At 50.7% G+C, this 20,061-nt stretch carries 11 protein-coding genes; 5 read left to right on the plus strand and 6 right to left on the minus strand.

The window, feature by feature from the left end:
* Positions 1-204: 204 nt before the first annotated feature.
* The 5 genes from ECHVI_RS20530 (at position 205) to ECHVI_RS20550 (ending at position 8,029) form a co-directional block, all read left to right on the plus strand.
* Positions 205-1,635, plus strand: a complete 1,431-nt coding sequence (locus tag ECHVI_RS20530) for a TolC family protein (RefSeq protein WP_217189904.1) — start codon at positions 205-207, stop codon at positions 1,633-1,635.
* Positions 1,625-2,812: an efflux RND transporter periplasmic adaptor subunit gene (locus ECHVI_RS20535; RefSeq protein ID WP_015267947.1), complete on the plus strand. Its 1,188-nt coding sequence runs from the start codon at positions 1,625-1,627 to the stop codon at positions 2,810-2,812. The genes ECHVI_RS20530 and ECHVI_RS20535 overlap by 11 nt, the downstream gene beginning before the upstream one ends.
* Positions 2,809-5,910: an efflux RND transporter permease subunit gene (locus ECHVI_RS20540; RefSeq protein ID WP_015267948.1), complete on the plus strand. Its 3,102-nt coding sequence runs from the start codon at positions 2,809-2,811 to the stop codon at positions 5,908-5,910. Before ECHVI_RS20535 ends, ECHVI_RS20540 begins: the two co-directional genes overlap by 4 nt.
* 367 nt (positions 5,911-6,277) lie before the next feature.
* On the plus strand, positions 6,278-7,525 hold the full coding sequence (locus ECHVI_RS20545) for a BamA/TamA family outer membrane protein (RefSeq protein ID WP_015267949.1): 1,248 nt from the start codon (positions 6,278-6,280) through the stop codon (positions 7,523-7,525).
* Positions 7,526-7,654: 129 nt separating this feature from the next.
* Entirely contained in the window at positions 7,655-8,029 is a 375-nt protein-coding gene (locus tag ECHVI_RS20550; RefSeq protein ID WP_015267950.1) for a DUF2541 family protein, read from the plus strand.
* A 341-nt stretch (positions 8,030-8,370) separates the two neighbouring features.
* Here ECHVI_RS20550 and gnd read toward each other — a convergent pair whose 3' ends face one another.
* From gnd to ECHVI_RS20580, 6 genes are all read right to left on the minus strand, one after another.
* A complete protein-coding gene (gnd, locus tag ECHVI_RS20555) occupies positions 8,371-9,825 on the minus strand; it encodes a decarboxylating NADP(+)-dependent phosphogluconate dehydrogenase (RefSeq protein WP_015267951.1) in 1,455 nt (484 codons plus the stop codon).
* 251 nt (positions 9,826-10,076) lie between these two features.
* On the minus strand, positions 10,077-11,495 hold the full coding sequence (locus ECHVI_RS20560) for a TolC family protein (protein ID WP_015267952.1): 1,419 nt from the start codon (positions 11,493-11,495) through the stop codon (positions 10,077-10,079).
* Positions 11,496-11,503: 8 nt separating this feature from the next.
* Positions 11,504-12,880: an HlyD family secretion protein gene (locus ECHVI_RS20565; protein WP_015267953.1), complete on the minus strand. Its 1,377-nt coding sequence runs from the start codon at positions 12,878-12,880 to the stop codon at positions 11,504-11,506.
* 6 nt (positions 12,881-12,886) lie between these two features.
* The gene (locus tag ECHVI_RS20570) at positions 12,887-14,518 is read right to left on the minus strand and encodes a peptidase domain-containing ABC transporter (protein WP_015267954.1); all 1,632 of its coding nucleotides are present in this window, start codon (positions 14,516-14,518) and stop codon (positions 12,887-12,889) included.
* A gap of 696 nt (positions 14,519-15,214) precedes the next feature.
* Complete coding sequence (locus ECHVI_RS20575) at positions 15,215-16,702, minus strand: RagB/SusD family nutrient uptake outer membrane protein (RefSeq protein WP_015267956.1); 1,488 nt, start codon at positions 16,700-16,702, stop codon at positions 15,215-15,217.
* A 22-nt stretch (positions 16,703-16,724) separates the two neighbouring features.
* Positions 16,725-19,832: a SusC/RagA family TonB-linked outer membrane protein gene (locus ECHVI_RS20580; protein ID WP_015267957.1), complete on the minus strand. Its 3,108-nt coding sequence runs from the start codon at positions 19,830-19,832 to the stop codon at positions 16,725-16,727.
* Positions 19,833-20,061: the final 229 nt, after the last annotated feature.

The raw sequence follows: 20,061 nt of genomic DNA on the forward strand, positions 1-20,061 counted from the left end.
TTTTCATATACCACTCGGCCAGGTCCCGAAACGAAACCTTCGTTCCATAGAGGATTCCCCTTCCCTATACTTTCATGCATCCCTAAAAACTTCCCGCTTCCAAGGCCCAGCAATTTGCTCAACTCCCTAAAATCCTTTATTTTAATACTTTAGCACAAACCCAGCACCTAAAGGACACGACCATTGCAGATCAATGCCCCTAAAGTGAAAACCTCTTTTGCGAGCAGCATTATACTCCTGCTGGTCTTAAACCTGTTTTTTTGGCAGTGTTCACCAAAAATCACTCCCTATGAGCCACCCATAGCCGAGCCTCAGGCTTTTTCATCTTCCGGAATGGACAGTGTATCTGCCCGTTGGTGGGAGGCTTTTGACGATCCCGAGCTGAACAGGCTGATGGACAGCTCCTTCTCGAACAACCTCGACCTGATCAGCATCTGGTACCAACTTCAGGAGGCCCGGTCCATTCGTAAAATACAGTCTTCATTGCTGCTGCCCGATATTGAGGGCAGTGCTCGAACGGCCATAAGCCGACCTCAACCTGATTTTGCAGGAGGGGAAAACACACAGATAGGCGTATCGGCAAATTACGAGGTGGACCTGTGGGGAAGGATCCGGGCAGGTGTGCAGGCAGAGGACTTTAGGCTTCAGGCGTCCTACTTTGATTACCAAACAGCGGCCATGACCCTTTCTTCACAGATTGCCACCACTTGGTTCCAGCTGATCACCGCCAAAAAACAACTGAACCTGGCCAAGGAGCAAATTGCCATTAACGAAAAGATCATCAAACTGATAAAAGTGCGGTTCGGAGCCGGCCAAGTCAAGGGGGTGGACATCCTACGGCAGCAGCAATTGGTCGAGGAGGCCAAAAACCAACAGCTCCTTTACGAAACGGACCTGGAAGTCCTAAAAAACCAACTGGCCGTGCTGACCGGGGTGGCTCCGCAAAACTTCACCATTTCGGCCAAGGACAGCCTGCCGCCCCTTCCCCCGCATCCCCAAACCGGACTCCCCCTCGAACTGGTAAGGCGTCGGCCTGATCTCCAAAGGGCTTACCACCAATTGATGGCTGCCGATCGGGACATGGCCGTCGCGGTAAGGAACAAGTTTCCCCGGCTGTCCTTCAACCTCTCCGGCCAAACGCGCTCCAATACCTATCCCGAACTCTTTAACGATTGGGCCTATACCTTGGGGGCCAATTTGGTCGCTCCTTTGCTCTACTGGGGCAGGTTGCGTGCAGAAGTGGACCGTACCGAAGCCATCAAGAACCAACAACTCCACAATTATGGGCAATCGGTCCTGATAGCCTTTCAGGAAGTAGAAAATGCCCTGATCCGGGAAAAGAAACAGGCAGAGCGGCTGAAAGTGATCGATAAACGCATCACCATGGCCAGTAATGTCCAAAAGCAATTGCAGATCGAATACATCAATGGATTGACCGAATACATCAATGGATTGACCGAATACTTGGATATTCTGGTCTCTCTGGACGAACAACAGCAGTTGGAACGTGAAAAAATCCAGCTCAAACAACAAGTCTTTGAATCCAGGATAGCCCTTTACCGGGCCTTGGCGGGAAACTTTGACCTGGAATTCCAAGATGACCAACCCGATAACCAGCACATAAATGAGCCATAAAAAGACCCTTTTCATTGTTGTAGGAATATTGACTGCCTCCGCGTTGGTGGTATTGTTGATATTTTTTACCGAGCCTACTGCCCAAAGCGAAGGAGCCACCAAGACCACGGCCATGCTCGTCAGCGTCGAGGAAGTCAGCAGTGGCACCTTTGTCCCGGAATTCATCACCACGGGGACCGTTCAGGCCGTGGACAACGTCAGCTTAAGCGCTCAAGTAAACGGTGAGGTAATTGAGCGGATGGCGGAATTTGTCCCCGGTGGACTGGTAAAAAAGGGCGAGGTGCTCCTAAAAATAAATCCTGCCGATTACCAAAACCAGCTGGCCTTGCGCCAAAGTGAACTGGCCCAGGCAGAAACCAACTTGCAGATCGAGATGGGAAGGCAAAAGATTGCCGAACAGGACCTGTCCCTGATCAGCGGCGACACCCTTTCGGAAAAAGAACAGTCCCTGGTCCTTCGAAAGCCCCAACTCGAAGCCATCAATGCCCAAATCCAATCTGCCAGAGCAGCGGTGGACCAAGCTAGCCTAAACCTTCGACGAACCGTCATCAGGGCTCCTTTTGATGCACAGATCATCACCCAAAATGTCACGTTGGGATCTCAAGTGAGTGTCGGTGATGACTTGGGCAGGTTGGTCGGCACTGAGGCTTACTGGGTGCAGGTCACCCTACCGGTGAGGGACTTGAAATGGCTTCACTTCCCCGCTGGAGACCACCAAAAAGGCGATACCGTAAAAATCAAAAATACCAGCTCCTGGGAGCCGGAGGAGTACCGCACAGGTTACCTTTACCGCCAGATCGGAGCACTCGACCCACAGACCCGACTGGCCCGCATCATCATCAAGGTTCCCGATCCCCTGGCCAGTCAATCCCAAGACTACCGGCCAAAGCTGCTGATTGATGAATTTGTGGAAGTCTCCATCAAGGGCAGCCCGGTAAAAGAAGTAGTGAGGTTAAACCGGGATTACCTGCGGAGCAACGAAACCGTATGGGTCATGGAAAACGGTAAACTCTCCATCCGAAAGGTTCGGATCCAGCTGATGGACGCCCACTATGCCTACATTTCTGAAGGACTGCAGCAAGGCGAAAAAGTGGTAACGACCAATATCAGTACCGTCACCAATGGCGTGCCGCTTCGGGTCGAGCAGGACAGCACCCATAACCCTTCACATCCTTGAAAAAGCGCCACGTCGATACCGAACAAAAGGGCATCATTGCCTACATGGCCACCCACTCCCTGGCGGCCAATATCTTGATGCTACTACTGGTGGGCGGTGGGATCTACACGATGTTCACCATCCAGAAGGAAGTGTTTCCCCAATTTCAACTTGATTTTGTGAATGTATCGGTAGTGTATCCCGGAGCCGCCCCCGAAGAGGTGGAGCAGGGCATCCTGATGCCGGTGGAAGAGGCCATTCGGGGCATCCAAGGGATCAAGGAAATCACCTCCACCGCAAATGAAGGCTCCGCACAGATCAGCATCGAGCTGGTGGCCGGCACCAATCGGATGAAGGCCTTCCAGGACATCGACCAGGCGGTCAACCGGATCCGCACCTTTCCGGATGACATTGAAGAACCCGAAGTCGTCCTACAGGACCGACAGCGCGATGTAATGCAGCTTTCCCTGTACGGAAACGTGGATATTTGGACGCTGCGCAAACTGGCTGAGCGATTGAGAAACCGGCTCTTGAGCCAACCGGAAATCACCCAGGTCAGCTTGGACAATGTGCCCGATTATGAAACCCGCATCGAAATCCCCCGCCACAACCTTCGGAAGTACCAGCTCACCTTGGGGCAAGTAGCCAATTTAGTGGACCAATCCAGCAGGGACGTTCCTGCCGGCGCCATTGAGACCAACTCCGGAGAGATCCTCCTCAGGATGAAAGAACGAAAACAGTGGGCAAGGGAATTTGGGGACATCAACATTGCCTCCTCTCCATCAGGTGCACAGGTAAAGCTCCGGGACATCGCCACCATTACCGATGGCTTTGAGGAAACGGGCTTTCATGGTCAGTTTAACCAAACACCAGCGGTCAGTATGGAAATCTTCCGGGTAGGCGACCAATCTCCACTGGACATCGAAGAGTTGGTTTACGAGCTCCTCGATGACTTCCAGTTGCCTCCTGGAGTAGCTTATCGGATCGACAGCAACAGGGCCGAAGACTACCGGGAGCGTCTTTCCCTGCTCACGGAAAACGGACTGATGGCCATCGTCATCGTATTGGTGATACTTGCGCTGTTTTTGGAATACCGTTTGGCCTTCTGGGTAATGATCGGCATGGTCATCTCCTTTATCGGTGGCATCACCTTTTTGCCGTGGATCGGCGTAAGCGTCAACATGATTTCGATGTTTGGCTTTCTGGTGGTCCTGGGCATTGTGGTGGACGATGCCATTGTGGTTGGCGAAAACGTCTTTGAATACCGCCAAAAGGGCTATGGTATCATGGATGCCGCCATCAAGGGCACCAAAGATGTGGCCCAACCCGTACTGTTCAGTATCCTGACGACGATCATTGCCTTTTTTCCCTTACTCTACATTCCCGGGGAGACCGGAAAGTTTTGGTGGCCGCTTCCGGCAGTGGTGATTGTCATTCTCAGCGTTTCCCTGATTGAAGCGCTTTTCATCCTCCCCTCCCATTTGGGCCATATCAAGCGTCGCCAGAAAAAGGGAATCATCCTGAAGCTGGAGACTTACCAAGCTAAATTTGCCAAAGGCTTCGATTGGTTTATCGAAAGCTACTACCATCCATTTCTGGACAAATGCCTGGAATTTAAATACATCACCCTAAGCATCGCCTTGGGGCTCTTCGTGGTGGTAGGCGGATATGGGCTAAGCGATCACATGGGCATTATCTTGATGCCGGAAGTGGCCGCAGATGAAATCGAGGCGGGGATCAGGCTTCCTGTGGGCACCACGCCAGACCAAGCCGCAGCAGTGGCGGAGGAAGTGACCACGGCCACCAGAAAGATGTTTGAGGAACACAACCTGTACGAAGTGGCCGAAGGAATCAAGACCAATGTTCGGGGGCAGAACTTCATCGACGTGGAAATCGTCATGCTTCCGCCCGACCAACGGGACATTTCCGCCCGGGAGATCATCGCCCTTTGGCGAGACAATATCGGTGATATCCGGGGTGTGGACCAGATCACCTTTGAGGCAGAAAGGGGCCCGGGAGGTGCTCGACAAGCCATCAGCGTGGACCTCAGCCATACGGACATTGCCGTGCTGGAAAAAGCCAGCAAGGCATTTGTCGATAAGATGAACACCTTCGAAAACACCCGGGACGTCAGCGACAACTACAATAAGGGAAAGGTACAGTACGACTTTAAGTTGCTGCCGCAAGGGAGAAACCTCGGCCTTACTTCTTCCGAGGTGGGCAGGCAGGTCCGGAATGCCTTTTTTGGAGCTTTGGCCATGCGGCAGCTCAGGGGCAATAACGAAGTGGAAGTCCGTGTCAAGCTGCCCTTGGAGGAACGAAAGGATATCCGTAACCTGGAGGACTTTATCATTCGGACAGCATCAGGCGTGGAAGTCCCCTTAATGGATGTCGTGGAAGTGGTCCAAAAAGAAGCCTTTACCTCTATCAACCGCCGGGATGGCCGCCGCGTGGTCAATGTAGGCATGGACGTAGAGCCTTCCAATGCCGTCAGCAGGGTGTTGGCTTCCATAAACGAATCGGTCCTCCCCCAACTGCGGGCAGATTTTCCCGGGCTTACATGGACTTTCGAAGGAAGCCAAGCAGACATGCGGGAATCCACCGACTCCCTGTGGGGAACCTTCACCATGGCCCTCTTGCTCATATACGCGCTATTGGCCTTGGCCTTCGGCAATTACACCCAGCCGCTGATCGTCATGACGGCCATTCCTTTCGGGGTGGTCGGTGCCGTGATCGGACATATTTTGCTGGGGTATGACCTCTCCTTGGTCAGCCTGATGGGCATGATTGCACTGGCAGGGGTAGTGGTAAACGACTCCTTGATCATGGTGGATTATGCCAATAAAATGAGAAGAGACCTTCCTGTTTTTGATGCTATCCACGAGGCAGGATTACGGCGTTTCAGGCCCATCGTCCTGACCACCTTGACCACCTTTGGTGGGCTTACGCCCATTATTTTGGAAACTTCCAGTCAAGCCTTTTATTTGATTCCCATGGCCATATCCCTGGGCTTCGGTATCGTCTTTGCCACCTCCATCATTTTGGTGATCGTGCCCTGCCTTTACCTTTCCCTTGAGGATGTCAAAGGGCTGGCAGGTAAAATTGGGCAGGAGCATTAATTTTGATTTCCATGTGGTCATGATTTCAGGTTCCATTGAGGCTTACAACCAAGTGAAAATCTTTATCGAATAACTTTGCCTAATCAAAGGCTGCCCAGAGACAAACAAGGAGGAAAACAATCCCTATCGTTTTGTTAATCGGGCAGCCTTTACTTTTTATTGGCCCTTCACCGGTTTGACCATTGCACCGTTCTGGCAAGGGTTTTCATGCCCAATATTATAAAACTAACCAACTTCCCCCCAATATTCCGCCCTCCCCCCACCCCACTTTTCTATTTTTGTAGTGGATAAATGCCGAAAGTGGCCATGCCAAGTTCAACCATGGCCTTCTAAAAGGCAACCACTACCTGTTGAAAAAAAATTGGATATGACCGCTAAAAAACTGAACCTCCCCACTCTCTTTTTCCTCTTCTTGCTTTCCGTGATCGTCGTTGACAACAGTTACGGACAAAAAAAGAAGAAAAATGATCCTCCCCAAAAAGGGAGCCTGTACCTCTCTCCCGTGCCCGTGATCGGTGCCAATCCGGCATTTGGCTTTATTTATGGGGTCGGTGGTTCCGCCAGTTGGTTTATGGGGGATCCGGCGAGCACCAAGATTTCCAATGCCTTGCTCGGGGTGGCCTTCACCACCAAGAAACAGACCATCATTACCTTAAAGAGTACGGTTTATGGCGAAGACAATGATTTCATCATGCTTGGGGATTGGCGCTACCTTGACAGTAGCCAGCCCACTTGGGGACTGGGAACGGGTCCGCAGTCTGCCCGGCTGGCCAGCAATGATTTTAATTTTGACGATGGCAGTATCGAGGGCAATTCCGAGGCGGACATGATGGAATTTAAGTTTTTCAGGTTCTATCAAACGTTCCTGAAAAAGATCAATTCCAAAGGATTCTATGCAGGACTGGGTGTACACGTGGACATCTTCAGTGACATCAAGGACCAATTGCTGGACCTGGAAGCTTCCACTCCCGTGATCACCCCATATTATGCCTACAATGAAACCTACGGATTTGATCAAGAGAAAAGCACCTTGGTAGGGCTATCCTTCAATGGTGTTTTGGACACCCGGGACAATGTAAACAATCCCTATGCCGGCCGATATGCCATGGTCAATTTCAAAGTGAATCCTACCTTTCTCGGCAGCGACCAAAGCTCTACCCAGCTGTGGATGGAGTACCGTGACTATTTTAACCTGACCGATGACAACAACAATATCCTGGCCCTTTGGACCTATGCCAACCTTACGGTTTCAGGAGACCTGCCTTATATGAACCTGCCCGCCATTGGCTGGGACCAGTACTCCAAATCCGGAGAACCCTATTCTCAAGGAAGGTTCCGGGGCAGGAACCTGATGTTTGGCGGAGTGGAATACAGGAAGCACCTGTTTGCTACCCGAAAAAATCCCCGATTTATGGGCGCCATCCTCTATTTAAACGCGACGACCGCCAATGGAAAAGCCAATGGTATCAACCTATTCGAGTATGTCGAGCCGGGCTATGGGTTGGGCCTACGGTTTAATATCAGTCAAAAAGCACGTACCAACATCGGTATCGATTATGGCTGGGGCAACTACGGCACCTCTGGTCTGTTCTTGAGGCTTAATGAAAATTTCTAAGCTCCATCGAAAGGACCCGGGATCACCATCAACTTAAAAGGCTTGAAACCAACAATTTACTATTAAAATAATACTTCTATTAACTACTAATTTTTGGTAAATTTATATTAAATCAAATTCAATAAACATATGAGATATATTTTTCTGATCCCTCTGATGATTTTCATGACCCTGACGGTAAAAGCCCAAGAAAAGGGCTGGGTGAAGCTGGGCGAGAAAACGGTGGCCTTCAAAAGTGAAACCGACAAGGTATCCATGCTGGGGAACGACAATACCGTGGACAAAATCAAATTAAAATGCACTCAAGGGACCCTGCAGCTTCAGGAAATTACCATTGTCATGAAAGGTGGCGAAAAAAAGACCTATGACGCCAAAGCTAGCGGTGTGATGACCAAGGGCATGTCATCCCTTCCATACGCGGTACCGGACAAAGATGGCAAAATCAGTCATTTAGAGCTCAAGTACGACACCAAAGGAAAAGTAAGCGATTCCTGGTCCACCTGAAAAACTACGCGTGGGCCGTCACCTAACCCCAACTACTCGAGGGTAATCGGTGACCGGGCTGCCGCCGCTCCCAATTTTCCCGCTTGATCCAACGTCAACCTCATGGTAAGAATAAAAAGGGGTGGTCAAAGATTTACGATGCCTTAAGCATTCTATTGGTGTTTACCAGCGTTCATCGGTGGCCAAATAGAAACCAATAATGGCAAAGAATAGGTAAAGCCATCGAAAAAGGTTAGCCCTCATTGATTTTTTATCCATCAACCTGCTGCTTGATGATCAGGCACAAAAAAAAAACGGATTCGGACAGTGTGCCCAAATCCGTTTGTCTAAGTTTGGTCAGCTTAGCTGTTATAGGCCGTAGAAACCGTATCGGCACCTTCGCCTGTCCAATTGGTATGGAAAAATTCTCCCCTAGGCTTATCGGTACGCTCATAGGTATGGGCACCGAAATAGTCACGTTGGGCCTGAAGCAGGTTTGCCGGCAACCGCTTGGTCCTGAATCCATCAAAATAGGCCAATGCGGCACTCAAAGCAGGCACGGGAATTCCATTGGTCACGGCCGCTGCGCAGACCTTCCTCCATCCTGCCTGGGCATTTTGAACCTTTTCCTTGAAGAAATCGTCCAAAAGCAAATGAGGCAGTCCAGGATTCTTGTCAAAGGCCTTTTTAATATCACCGAGAAAAGCGGAGCGGATAATACAGCCTCCACGCCACATCAGGGCAATATCCCCGTAATTCAACTCCCAATTATGTTCCTTGGAGGCTTCCATTAGCAAGTTATAACCTTGGGCGTAGGAAATGATCTTGGCCCCATAAACGGCCATTTTCAGGTCCTCCAACATGGCTTCCTTGTTTCCATCAAAGGAAATGGCCGGTGCGTCAAACACCTGCGAGGCCTGGTCGCGCAACTCGAGCTGCGCGCTTAGGAACCGGGAAAAAACCGACTCGGCAATCAAGGTCAGGGGCACGCCCAGGTGCATGGCTTCGATTCCTGTCCATTTTCCTGTACCTTTCTGCCCTGCAGTATCCAGTATTTTTTCCACCATCGGCTCGCCGTCCTCGTCCTTATAGGCCAGAATGTCCGCCGTGATCTCAATGAGGTAGGAATCCAGTTCTTCACTGTTCCATTTTTTGAAGGTCTTGTGCATCTCATCATAATCCATTCCCAGCACGTCTTTCATAAACTGGTAGGCTTCAGTGATGATTTGCATGTCCCCGTATTCGATGCCATTGTGGATCATCTTCACATAATGGCCGGCACCGTCCGCTCCGACCCAGTCGCAGCAGGGAACGCCCCCGTCCACTTTGGCCGAAACGGACTGAAAAATTTCCTTGACATGGGGCCAAGCGGATTTACTGCCTCCGGGCATCATGGAAGGCCCCCTGAGGGCTCCGATCTCCCCGCCCGAAACGCCGGTTCCGACGTATTGGAATCCTTTGCTTTCCACGTATTCGGTACGGCGGATGGTATCGGTAAAATTGGAATTTCCTCCGTCTATGATAATATCACCTTCCTCCAAGTGGGGGATGATCTGCTCGATGAAGCTGTCCACAGGATCACCTGCCTTCACCAGCATCATTACTTTCCTGGGCTTTTGCAGGGAATCCACCAGTTCCTTTACCGAATGGGTACCGATGAAGTTTTTTCCTGCCCCACGTCCTTGGATAAATTTGTCCACTTTGTCTGTAGACCTGTTATAGACGGCCACGGAAAATCCCTTGCTCTCCATGTTCAGCACCAGGTTTTCACCCATCACCGCCAGCCCTATCAGGCCTATATCAGCCAATTTGCTCATAACGTTCTTTTTTGTCTTTTGATTAGTGATTTGTAATGTTTGGGAAAGTTAACACAAATCCCGCTAATTTTTAAGCATTGGCGCATTTCTCGGTGGTAATAATGGCCGAAGCGTCACCAAACCGAAAGGATTGGTGGCTTTCACTCTTCCGGAAGCGCTTTTCCTCCGATCCAGGTAGGACAGCAAATCCGGCAAGGTACCCACCTCACCTCGTGCTGCTGGACAGCGAGCGGACAACAGCACGATGCACCTTACTGGGTGGCTTCGGGAATGTCCAGCGTATTGGAAAAATAACCATACTTCAGCTTTTCCAGCTGCCATTTGGTAATCAAATCGATCAGCTTCAACTGGCCTTCCAAAAATTTCTCTTGCCGCTTGTTGAGCAGGAACACGGAACTCTCCCCATAATTGAACTTTTCGGATTCCGCCCACAACAAGCGCTCATAACCTTCCACATTTTGTCGCTGGTTGGCCACCTGATTGGCCAGCAATCCTATTTGTGCCTGGCTGTTGAGCACTTTGTTTCGGAGTCCTAAGCTTTTGTTTTCCAGCTCCAGCTGCTTTTCCTGGATTTTGATCTTGCTGAGCTGTAAGTTTCCCCTCTCGCCCCTGAGCAAAAGCGGAAAACTAAAGGAAAAGCCCCATTTGTAGTCGTTTTCATTGTACCCCGGCAGCCCTTCCCCGTCCGGGGTGAGCAGTGGCATGTATTTGAGCTTGAGCTTGGGCAGCAGTTTTTCCTGTTTCATCCTTCTTTCCGCTTCGAGGGCAGAAAGGTCCAACCTGCTCTTCTGTAACATGGGATGCTGCTCCACCGAGTCGATGGGAAACTCAGGCACCCCTGCGGCTTCGCGCAAAGTTTCCAACTGCTCAGGATCCCTTCCCTGCAGGTAAGCATTTCCATCTTGGTCCCAAAGAAAGTTTTCCAAATTCCGCACGGTAGCCACATAACTGGATTGGGCAGACTGCAGCAGGTTTTGCCGATCCTGCCAAACCGTAAAGGCCTCCAAGGTGTCCATGGCGGTTTTTTCGCCGTTTAAGTAAGCTGTCTTGGTGTTTTCAAAGTAATTTTCAGCCAGTTCCACACTTTCCTGGACGATTTCCAAAGACTGATGGCTATTAGCCCAATAAAAATAGGCCTCTGCAGCACTGAAATACAGGTCGTTGGTCTGTAAGACCTGATCCTGCTCGGCAATGGCCGCATAGGCCTTGGCCTGCTTCAGGGCCGTCCTGCCTTCATCCATCAAGAGTCCTTGGAGCACGTTCAGCTCGATACCGGCATTCCACAGGCCATCATCTCCGGCAATATAGTTTTCAGGGTTCAGGTTATAGCCCGAGTTTTTCTCATAGCCCGCCACCAGGTCAAATCCTGCGACTGTGGGAATCCTCAACCCCGAGGCCAGCTTACGGTAGTATATTTTGTCGTCATAATGTTTTTGGCTGAAATCCGCCCCGACCACAGGGTCAAAATTCCCCCTCGCCGCCCGCACGGTAGCTGCTGCCTTTTGGGCATTGAGCCTTGCCTTTGCCGACAGGGGATGGTGTGCCAGTACGTCCTGGATATATTGCTCAAAATACAACCTCTCCTCCCCCGCTTCCTGCGCCCATGCCCGGGTCTGCAGCGAGGTGATCAGGATCCACAATAAGCCCGTATAAATTACCACTCTGCTCATGTCAATGCCTATTTTACTGATTTCAAGGGAGCCTTTAATTTAATGGCCTTGGGATTGGCCTTTTCTTCGCTATAGTAATCTGTAGGGAAGCCATTCAGCTGTCTCCATATCTCGTACCATAGCGGCACATCGTTCAGAAGTAGGAATGCCCGCGCTCCTGTACCGATGCTGAGCCTTTCCGGCCACTTGCGCTCTTCTGGATCGGGGGTCACCAGCAGCCTGTAGTAGCCGTTACTGCTGATAAAGCGGTCCATGGCTACCACTTTTCCGGAAAAGATCCCCGTAGAAGCCTCTGGCCAGCCGCTGATGACGATCGCAGGCCAGCCGTCAAAGCGTAGTCGTACCTTTTCGTTCTCCTGAACCAGCGGTAGATCGCGTGGGCGGACATACACTTCCACGGCCAGGTCATAGCGCTCTGGCACGATGGTCATGATATCGGTACCTTCTTTGATCATTTCCCCAATCCCTTTGGTCACGGTTTTGGTAATATAGCCTGATTGGGGGGCGGTGATAAAGTAACGTTCCCTTCTTTCGGTATAATTGCGCAGTTGATTCCGAAGTTTGGAAGCATCTGCCTGTGTGCCCAATTTGGAGGAAAGGGCCGTTTGGATATCCGATTGTACCTTGGAAAGCTTGTCCCGGTACTCCCGCTCAGTGGAGGAAATCTGCAGGTCCAGGTTGAGCAGCTCGTTACGTTGGTTGGTGAGTTTGTTCTCTTGGACGGTCACCTTTGCCCTTGTTTCCTGTACCTTCAGCTCCTTTTCCTGCAGCTCGGTAAGGGACTTAAGGCCTTTGGCGTGCAGCTCGGTGGTACGCTGCAGCTGGTTTTCGGCAATGGAAAGGTTAGTCTTGAAAGCCACCAGGTCCATGCTGTCCATTTCCACCTTGTTCTTGGCCTGAAGGATCTTATTGTCCAGCTGGCGCAATTTGAATTCCAGCGCTTCCTGGACCGCTTGGTATTGCGACCTCAGCGCCCCAACTTTCATCTCATAGGAATCCGCACTTTGGGTCTTGGCGTTCAGCTGTTCTTCGGTACGCTCCAAGAGGTTGGGATCAAAATATTCGCTCTTGGCATCGGAGATGAACACCAAGGTATCGCCCTGCTGGACAAAATCACCTTCCTTTACGTACCATCGTTCCAACCTCCCGGAAATTACCGATTGGATGGATTGTGGCCGCTGCTCCGGGGAGCGGGTGGTCACGTAGCCGTCCGTTTGAATATTCTGTGTCCAAGGCAAAAACATGGCCGCCACAAACACTATAAAAATGATCAGGAAGGTCCTTCTTGAAAACTGAAAGGGTTTGGCATCTTCCAACACCTTAAAGACCTTGAAATCCTTCTTTTTGATATAATTATGAATACTATTTTCAGAGATATTAAGCATAGCAGGTTACAGCTTCACGGTCATTGTACTTTTTTTCAACCATTCCTCATCATCGCTGATGACAACCAGCGTCCATGGCTGTTTTTCATCGGTCAGGTAATCGATCAACTGAACCCTTTCGGCGGTTGGCATATTGACCAAAGGGTCTTCCATCAGCAGCAGCCCTGGCCGGTGGCAAATGGCACGTGCCAAGTGTATTTTTTGGATGATGCACCGTGGCGTGCGCCTCCCCCCGCTGTCCATGATCGTTTCCAATCCTTTTGGCAGGCCCTTGATATAATCCTCCAGCCCCAAATCGCGTAACATTTCCGATAATTCCTTTTCGGGCACCTGCCTGCCCACTAAAATATTTTCCCTGATGGTTGCTTCAAATATCTGGTTGGCGGCAAAGACAATTCCCAGTTTTTGGTGCAGGCTTTTTCTGCTCAGTACGCTATAGGAAATATCGTTCAGCAACACGTCGCCCGATTCCAGTTCCTGCACTCCGGCAAACACCTGCAGCAGGGTGGATTTTCCCGAGCCCGTTCCGCTGTTGAGCACCGCCCTGGCCCTTTCCGGAATGGTCAGGTCCAGCTCGCTAAAGGTCGGATCAGCAGCTCCTTTATGCCGAAAGGTGGCCTTTTTCAAGGAAAGCGAACATTCCACATCGGCGGCAAGCACTTCCTGCCCCTTGTTCTCCTGAAGCTCCAAGTCGGTCACGAAACCGATTTTATCAAAAGCTGTCAGCACATCGTATACATTGTCCCAGACCCGTAATAGCTTCTCAACCGAATTGATGATCAGGATGATGACAATCTCGGCGGCCACAAACTGGCCAATGTTCATCTGCTGGTTAAAGACCAACAGCCCGCCCACGACCAAGATTCCTGCGGCAATGATGATCTTGAACCCCACAAAGGACTTAAACTGATCCAGCAATACCTTAAAATGGGATTCCCTGCTGTTAACGTAATCAGCCGTAATATCATCGGTCTTTCGCAGGTGAAATGACGTTGGGTCATTCAGCTGAAACGTCCTCCTGGCACGACCAATTTCTTCCAACCAGTGTGCCAATCGGTACTTATATTTGCTTTCCTCAATGCTGGTATCCAAACCGATCTTACCGGTGATTTTCACCAATAGATAAAGGATCAGGATCATGACCAGTCCCATCCAGATAAAGTACAGGCTGTACACGGACAGTAACAACAGCCCGAAAAAGATCTGAAAGGTGGACAGCGACAGGTCGATCAGGATCTTGGGCAATCCTTTTTGGATGGTCAGGGTATCGAAAAAACGGTTGGCCAGCTCCGGTGCGTGGATACTATCCACCTCCTTGGCTTTCATTTTGGGAAACCGAAATGCAAACTCAAAGGCCGAGCGGGCAAAAATATCCTGCTGGATGTTCTCCACAATCCGCAATTGCAGCACTTGCAACACCCCTGCTACGCCAATCCCCATCAAAACCACGGTAACCAAAATAAACCAAGAGGATGACAGCTGTCCGGTTTGGAGAAAATTAATGATGGCCTGGATTCCCAGTGGCAGGGACAGGTTTACCACACCGATAAAAACGGCGTAGGTATAAATCTGCCTTATTTCGGGCTTATACAGTTTCAAAAGCCGCCATAGCCTTTTCACAGGGGATAAAGTACTCATAAAGTTACGCTACAAATTTTACGAAATAGTTGGATACTTTTTCAGAACCATTAAACACCAAAACGGCATCCAAGGTTTCTGAAATTTTCATTCTGATGGCGGTAGGAGTGCGAATTTATAAAATAACCGCCTAAAATTGGAATTTCGCGAGACTTTTCGACCAAAAATTCAAAATTATTTAACATCCGATTTCGGATCAAGCAATGTTTCTGGGGGGATGATTTTCGACATGTTCTTATGAAAGAAAATTTCACACCGTTACAACGATGGTTTTCCTCCATCCGCTCGAATGGGTTTTAGCGGGAAGTTGTGGAGAATGGGGCGGTCAATGACGCTAAAACGGAAAACGTTGGTTGGGTTAATTTACCATGGGCTTCACCCATGGCTATGAATGTGCCGTCCCTTTGGAGCTAACTTTCGAGGTTACATTTTACACCATACCACGGATTTGCCATTTCTTAAGCATCCTATCTGTGTTTATCAGCGTTCATCCGTGGCCAAATAGCAACCAAAGATGGCGAAGATCATATTTACCCATCGAAACAGGCTACCCCCATCTTTTCTGCTTGATCCCCGATTTCTTTTCTTGGGGAAAGGACTTCCATCTTTTTCCTGATAAAGTCCCATGACGAAAAAGGTTCCTTTCCGCATGACCAGAAAGGAACCTCGAGGATTATTCCAACATAAAAAACACGGTCAATATCCGGGATTTTGATCGCTGGAAGCATCCATGGCCTGGTTATAATTCAGCTCATCCACGGGTATCGGCCAAAGATAATGTTTCTCGGCAATGCTGATGCCCTTGTTTTGGGAAACGAATTCCTCTGCCCTTCCCAACCGCTTCAGGTCCAGCCAGCGTTTCCCTTCAAATTGGAATTCATAGGCCCGCTCTTGCAACACGGCATCCAGAAATGCCTCCGTGGACATCTCCGAGAGACCGAAATCCACTTCACCCGGCACCGAAGGATCCAAGCCGTACCCCCTTCTGTGTACTTGGTTCAGTGCTTCCAGGGCCTCGCCGCTCACCGTCCCGGAAGCGCGAACATCCGCTTCAGCAAACAGCAACAACACCTCTGCGTAGCGGTAGATGGGCAGGTCATTTCCCGCTCCGGTGTTGTCCGGCGCTTCGGGCTCCACATACTTCCCGCTGACCAAGGTGGTCGCCCCCAGGCCAAAGTCCACGTTGGACCACAGCTGCTTTCTCAGGTCTGCATCGTCCCATTGCTCGAAAAAGGGATTGGCGGCATCCCCGTAATGGGCATAGGCCCCGCCAAAGTTGTACAATCCCGTACTGGGGTGGTTCAATATCCACGGCAACCCATTCCCCTGGGCTGATTGACGGGCATATTTCAGGTAAAAAACCTCTTCGCTGCTATTGACCAAATCAGGCCCAAAGATCTTCCACTGGATATCTTCTACGCGTTGGACCGGAACAAGTCCAAACTGCCCCGAATCGATCACTTCCTTTGCTTTGACCTGGGCCGAATCATACGCTTCAAGCTGAAGAAAAACATCTGCCATCAACGTCTTGGCCGCCCATAGGGTAGGCCTTCCCGGCTGTGCGGGTTCGGCAGGCAAGGCACGCTCGGCCATCCGCAGATCTTCCAAGATAAACGCGTATACTTGATCCGCATTGGCTTTGGGCACATCCCTTTCCTCCATGTTTTCTTCGGTCCTGAGCGGCACCCCTCCCCAGTTACGGACCAGGTCAAAATAGGTCAATGCCCTTAAAAACCGGGCTTCACCCAAAAAGCGGTCGCGCACTTCCTGTGCCACTTGCTCACTTTGGGGGACATGGAAAATCACCAGGTTGGCATTTCTGATCCCTTCGTAAAACATGGTCCAGCGACTGGCGGCGGTGTTGATGTTGGTGGCATTCAACCCGTCGAAATCATTGTATTGGGCCCTGCTTCCCCGCCCGTATCCCCAATCGGTATGGGCGCTCAGAACGGCCACTTGTTCGGAACGTACATTGCGCAGCGGATTATAAATGGCATTCGTGGCCGCTTCGATATCTGCTGCGGACTGGTAAAAGTTTTCCGCCACCACGGTCTTGGGCGTTTCTTCCAGCAAATCGCTGCACCCTACCAGTACGGTAAATGCCCACAGGATCATCGGTGCCCTGCCAGCAAATCGGAAAGGCCTTTGGCATAAATTTCGGGAAATGATATGATCGGTATTCATGGTCTGTATCGCGTTTGGATGGTTAGAAGGTGGCCCTGAGGCCCACGGTATAGGATTTTGGAATAGGATAGCTGAAGTGGTCGATCCCGAGACTGGCATCGGCACCGTTGCTGTTTACCTCGGGATCCCACCAGGAATAATCGGTAAACGTAAGCAGGTTTTGGCCACTGACATAAAGTTTCAGGTTACCGATCCACTTGGATTCCGGGAAGGCAAAATCATAGGCCAGTTGGATATTTTTCACCCGCAGGTAAGAGCCGTCCTCCACATAGCGGTCGGACACCTTCAGGTCATTGTTTCGGCTGATCCTCGGGTATTTGGCATCGGTATTCTCTGCGGTCCAATGATCCAGCAGCACTTCTTCCGGCATGTTCAACCCCTGCCCGAAATCCATGGTGCTGGATATGGCACTGACATTAAAGATATCGTTGCCCTTGGTCCCCTGCAGGAACAGGTCCAACTGAAAGTTCTTGAAGGTCATCGTGGAATTGATGCCATAATAAAAATCGGGATTGGGATCGCCAATGGCGGTCTTGTCCGACTCGTTAATCTCCCCGTCCCCGTTCAGGTCCCTGTAGCGGATATTACCATCTTCGGTATAGCCGTCCTCTTGATAGCCCCAAAACTGCCCCAGGGGCCTTCCCTCTTCCATGATGGAAAAGTTATCCGCCACGGTCACTACATTAATATAGTTGGTCAGAATGGGTTCGCCATCGTTCAGGCTGATGACCCTGTTTCGGTTAAAGGCGATGTTCCCGCTCAAGTTCCAGTGGAACCCCCTGTTCAGCACTATGGCATCCATGCTGAGCTCAAGGCCCTTGTTCTGAATTTCGCCTACATTGGCCACGGTGGTGGTATAGCCAAAGGAGCTGGGCAGCCTGACCGTGCTGAGCAGGTCGCGGGTGTTTTTGATGTAATAGTCCGCCCCCAGCATGATGCGGCCACCGATCAGCCCAAGGTCCAGCCCAACGTCAAACTGCTCGGTGGTTTCCCATTTAAGGTCTCCCGGCAGGACCGACTGTGGCGCAAAGGTGCTGTACAGCTCCTCGCCAAAAACGGTATAGCCCGGAAAAAGCCTGTTCAAGGTACTGTACGGATCAATGGCCTGACTTCCGGTAAGCCCCCAACTTGTACGTATCTTCAGCTCGGACACCACCTGCTGTTGCTGCATAAATCCTTCTTGGGACACCCGCCAAGCCAGTGCTGCGGAGGGAAAATGCCCCCATTTGTTACCTTCGCTGTAGCGCGAGGAACCATCGGCACGCCAAGTGGCCGTAAACAGGTACTTGTCAGCATAATTATAGTTCAACCGACCGATATAGGAAAGCAGTACCGACTTGGCATATCCCGAAGTGGGCACGCCGGGGGTATTGGCCGCGCCCAAGTTATCCGTTCCAAACAGGTCGCTGAGAAATCCAGCTGAACTTCCTGCCAGGTAGCGTGTCTGAAAATCCTGATAGGTAAAGCCCGCCAGGACATCAAACTTATGCTTTTCATCCAAGGTGTCCGCATAGGAAATGGTGTTTTCATTGAGCCGGCTGATGTACTGCCGGGTGTTGACGCTGGCATTGCCATCGCTGTTGATAAAATCGGTGGTCCGGTAAACATCCGTTCGGTCATCCCTGTTTTCGATCCCGCCAAGGATTTTGATGGTCAATTTTGGAATGGGCCGATAACTCACCGAGGCATTGGCCAGGACAATATTGGCATTAACGGTGTTGAACTCCTCATTGATATAGTTAAGCGGATTGATGATATCCGGGGAAACGAAGGGGAAGTCTTCGGACAATACCGTCAAGGAGCCGTCGGGAGCATAGGGCGAGGACAAGGGAGAGGCCACCAAGGCTGCCCCGATCATGGAGTTTCCCCGAGCCCCGCCATCGCTGTCCCTTCTGGCAGTGGTCAGTTTGGTCAAGTTGGTCGAAAAGTCAATGGTCAGCTTATCGCTCAGGGAATGATGGATGGAGGATTGCAGGGCATAACGGTTATAGTCACTTCCGCGAATGATCCCTTCCTGGTCAAAAATACTTCCTCCTACCGAAAATCGGGTACTTTCATTTCCCCCCGAAACCCTGATGGAGCTGGATTTGATGGGTGCCCTGTCGAACACTTGGTCCTGCCAGTCCGTCCCTGTGTCCATGGCCGAAAGCTCACTTTCGCTGAAATAGGGATCCAAACCATCATTTGCGGCCTGGATGTTCATCAGCTGGCCATACTGCCGCCCGTTCATCAGGTCCAGCTTTTTCCGTAAGTGCTGCACACTGTAATAGCTGTCAAATTCCACTTGGGTGGGAGCCTGCACCCCTCCTTTGGTGGTGATGAGCACCACTCCGTTTGCCCCCCTGGAACCGTATATGGCCGTGGCAGAAGCGTCCTTGAGCACTTCGATGCTGGCAATGTCCGAATTGTTGAGGTTGGTCGGGTTGCCCGAATAGGGAAATCCATCGATCACGTAAAGGGGGCTGTTGTCCCCTTGGATGGAATTGCTCCCACGGATGCGTATGTCCACTCCTCCTCCCGGAGAACCGTCATTTTGCACCACCTGCACGCCCGGAGCACGGCCAGCCAACGCCTGCACCACGCTGGTGGTGGGAAAGGCATTTACCTCCTCGGTGCTGACTTGGGAAATGGCTCCAGTAAGATCCGCCTTCCGTGCCGAACCGTACCCGATCACCACCACTTCCTCCAATTCCTTCTCTTCGGAACCAAGGGTAACGTCTACTTGGCTTTGGTTGCCCACGGCTACTTCCTTTCCTTGGAAGCCCACAAAAGAAAACACCAGCACCTGTTCACTGCTCCCTCCAGAAAGCCTAATGGTATAATTCCCCTGCTCATCGGTGATCGTTCCCGTATCGGTTCCTTTTATTTGGACGGTTGCTCCTGGCAAGGAGGCTCCTTCCTGATCGGTCACCTTGCCCTTTACGGTCCTTGTGGAAGGTGGAACAGTGTCTTGCACGTCCAATGTGGGACGGGGTTGCTGTGGTACGGTATCCTGATACGGGGTGAGTTCTTCGGAGGCCGCTCGCCAATCCGGAAAGCTCTCGGTAAGGGCAAAAGCAGGCAGGCAAGTAAAACCTGCCAAGCTCCATGTCAATACCAGATGGTTGATACGCTTTAACGGTATTTTCATCGTTGTTGGTTTTAAGGCTCTAATGGTATGACCTTAATTAATCCAAGTCCTATTCCACAACCCTTAAAAAATCACCAAAAAACAATGAATATAGCCAATTAAGAAATCTGAAGTGGTATTTTTAGAACATCATCAAAAAACTTCAGGTTCTAAAATCTGAAATATTAGACAAATTGTAGAATTATTGTACCATAATGTAGACAAAGTCACGGAGCTTCCATTCGAAAGA

Origin of the sequence: Echinicola vietnamensis DSM 17526 (genome assembly GCF_000325705.1) — a bacterium.
Lineage (GTDB): Bacteria > Bacteroidota > Bacteroidia > Cytophagales > Cyclobacteriaceae > Echinicola > Echinicola vietnamensis.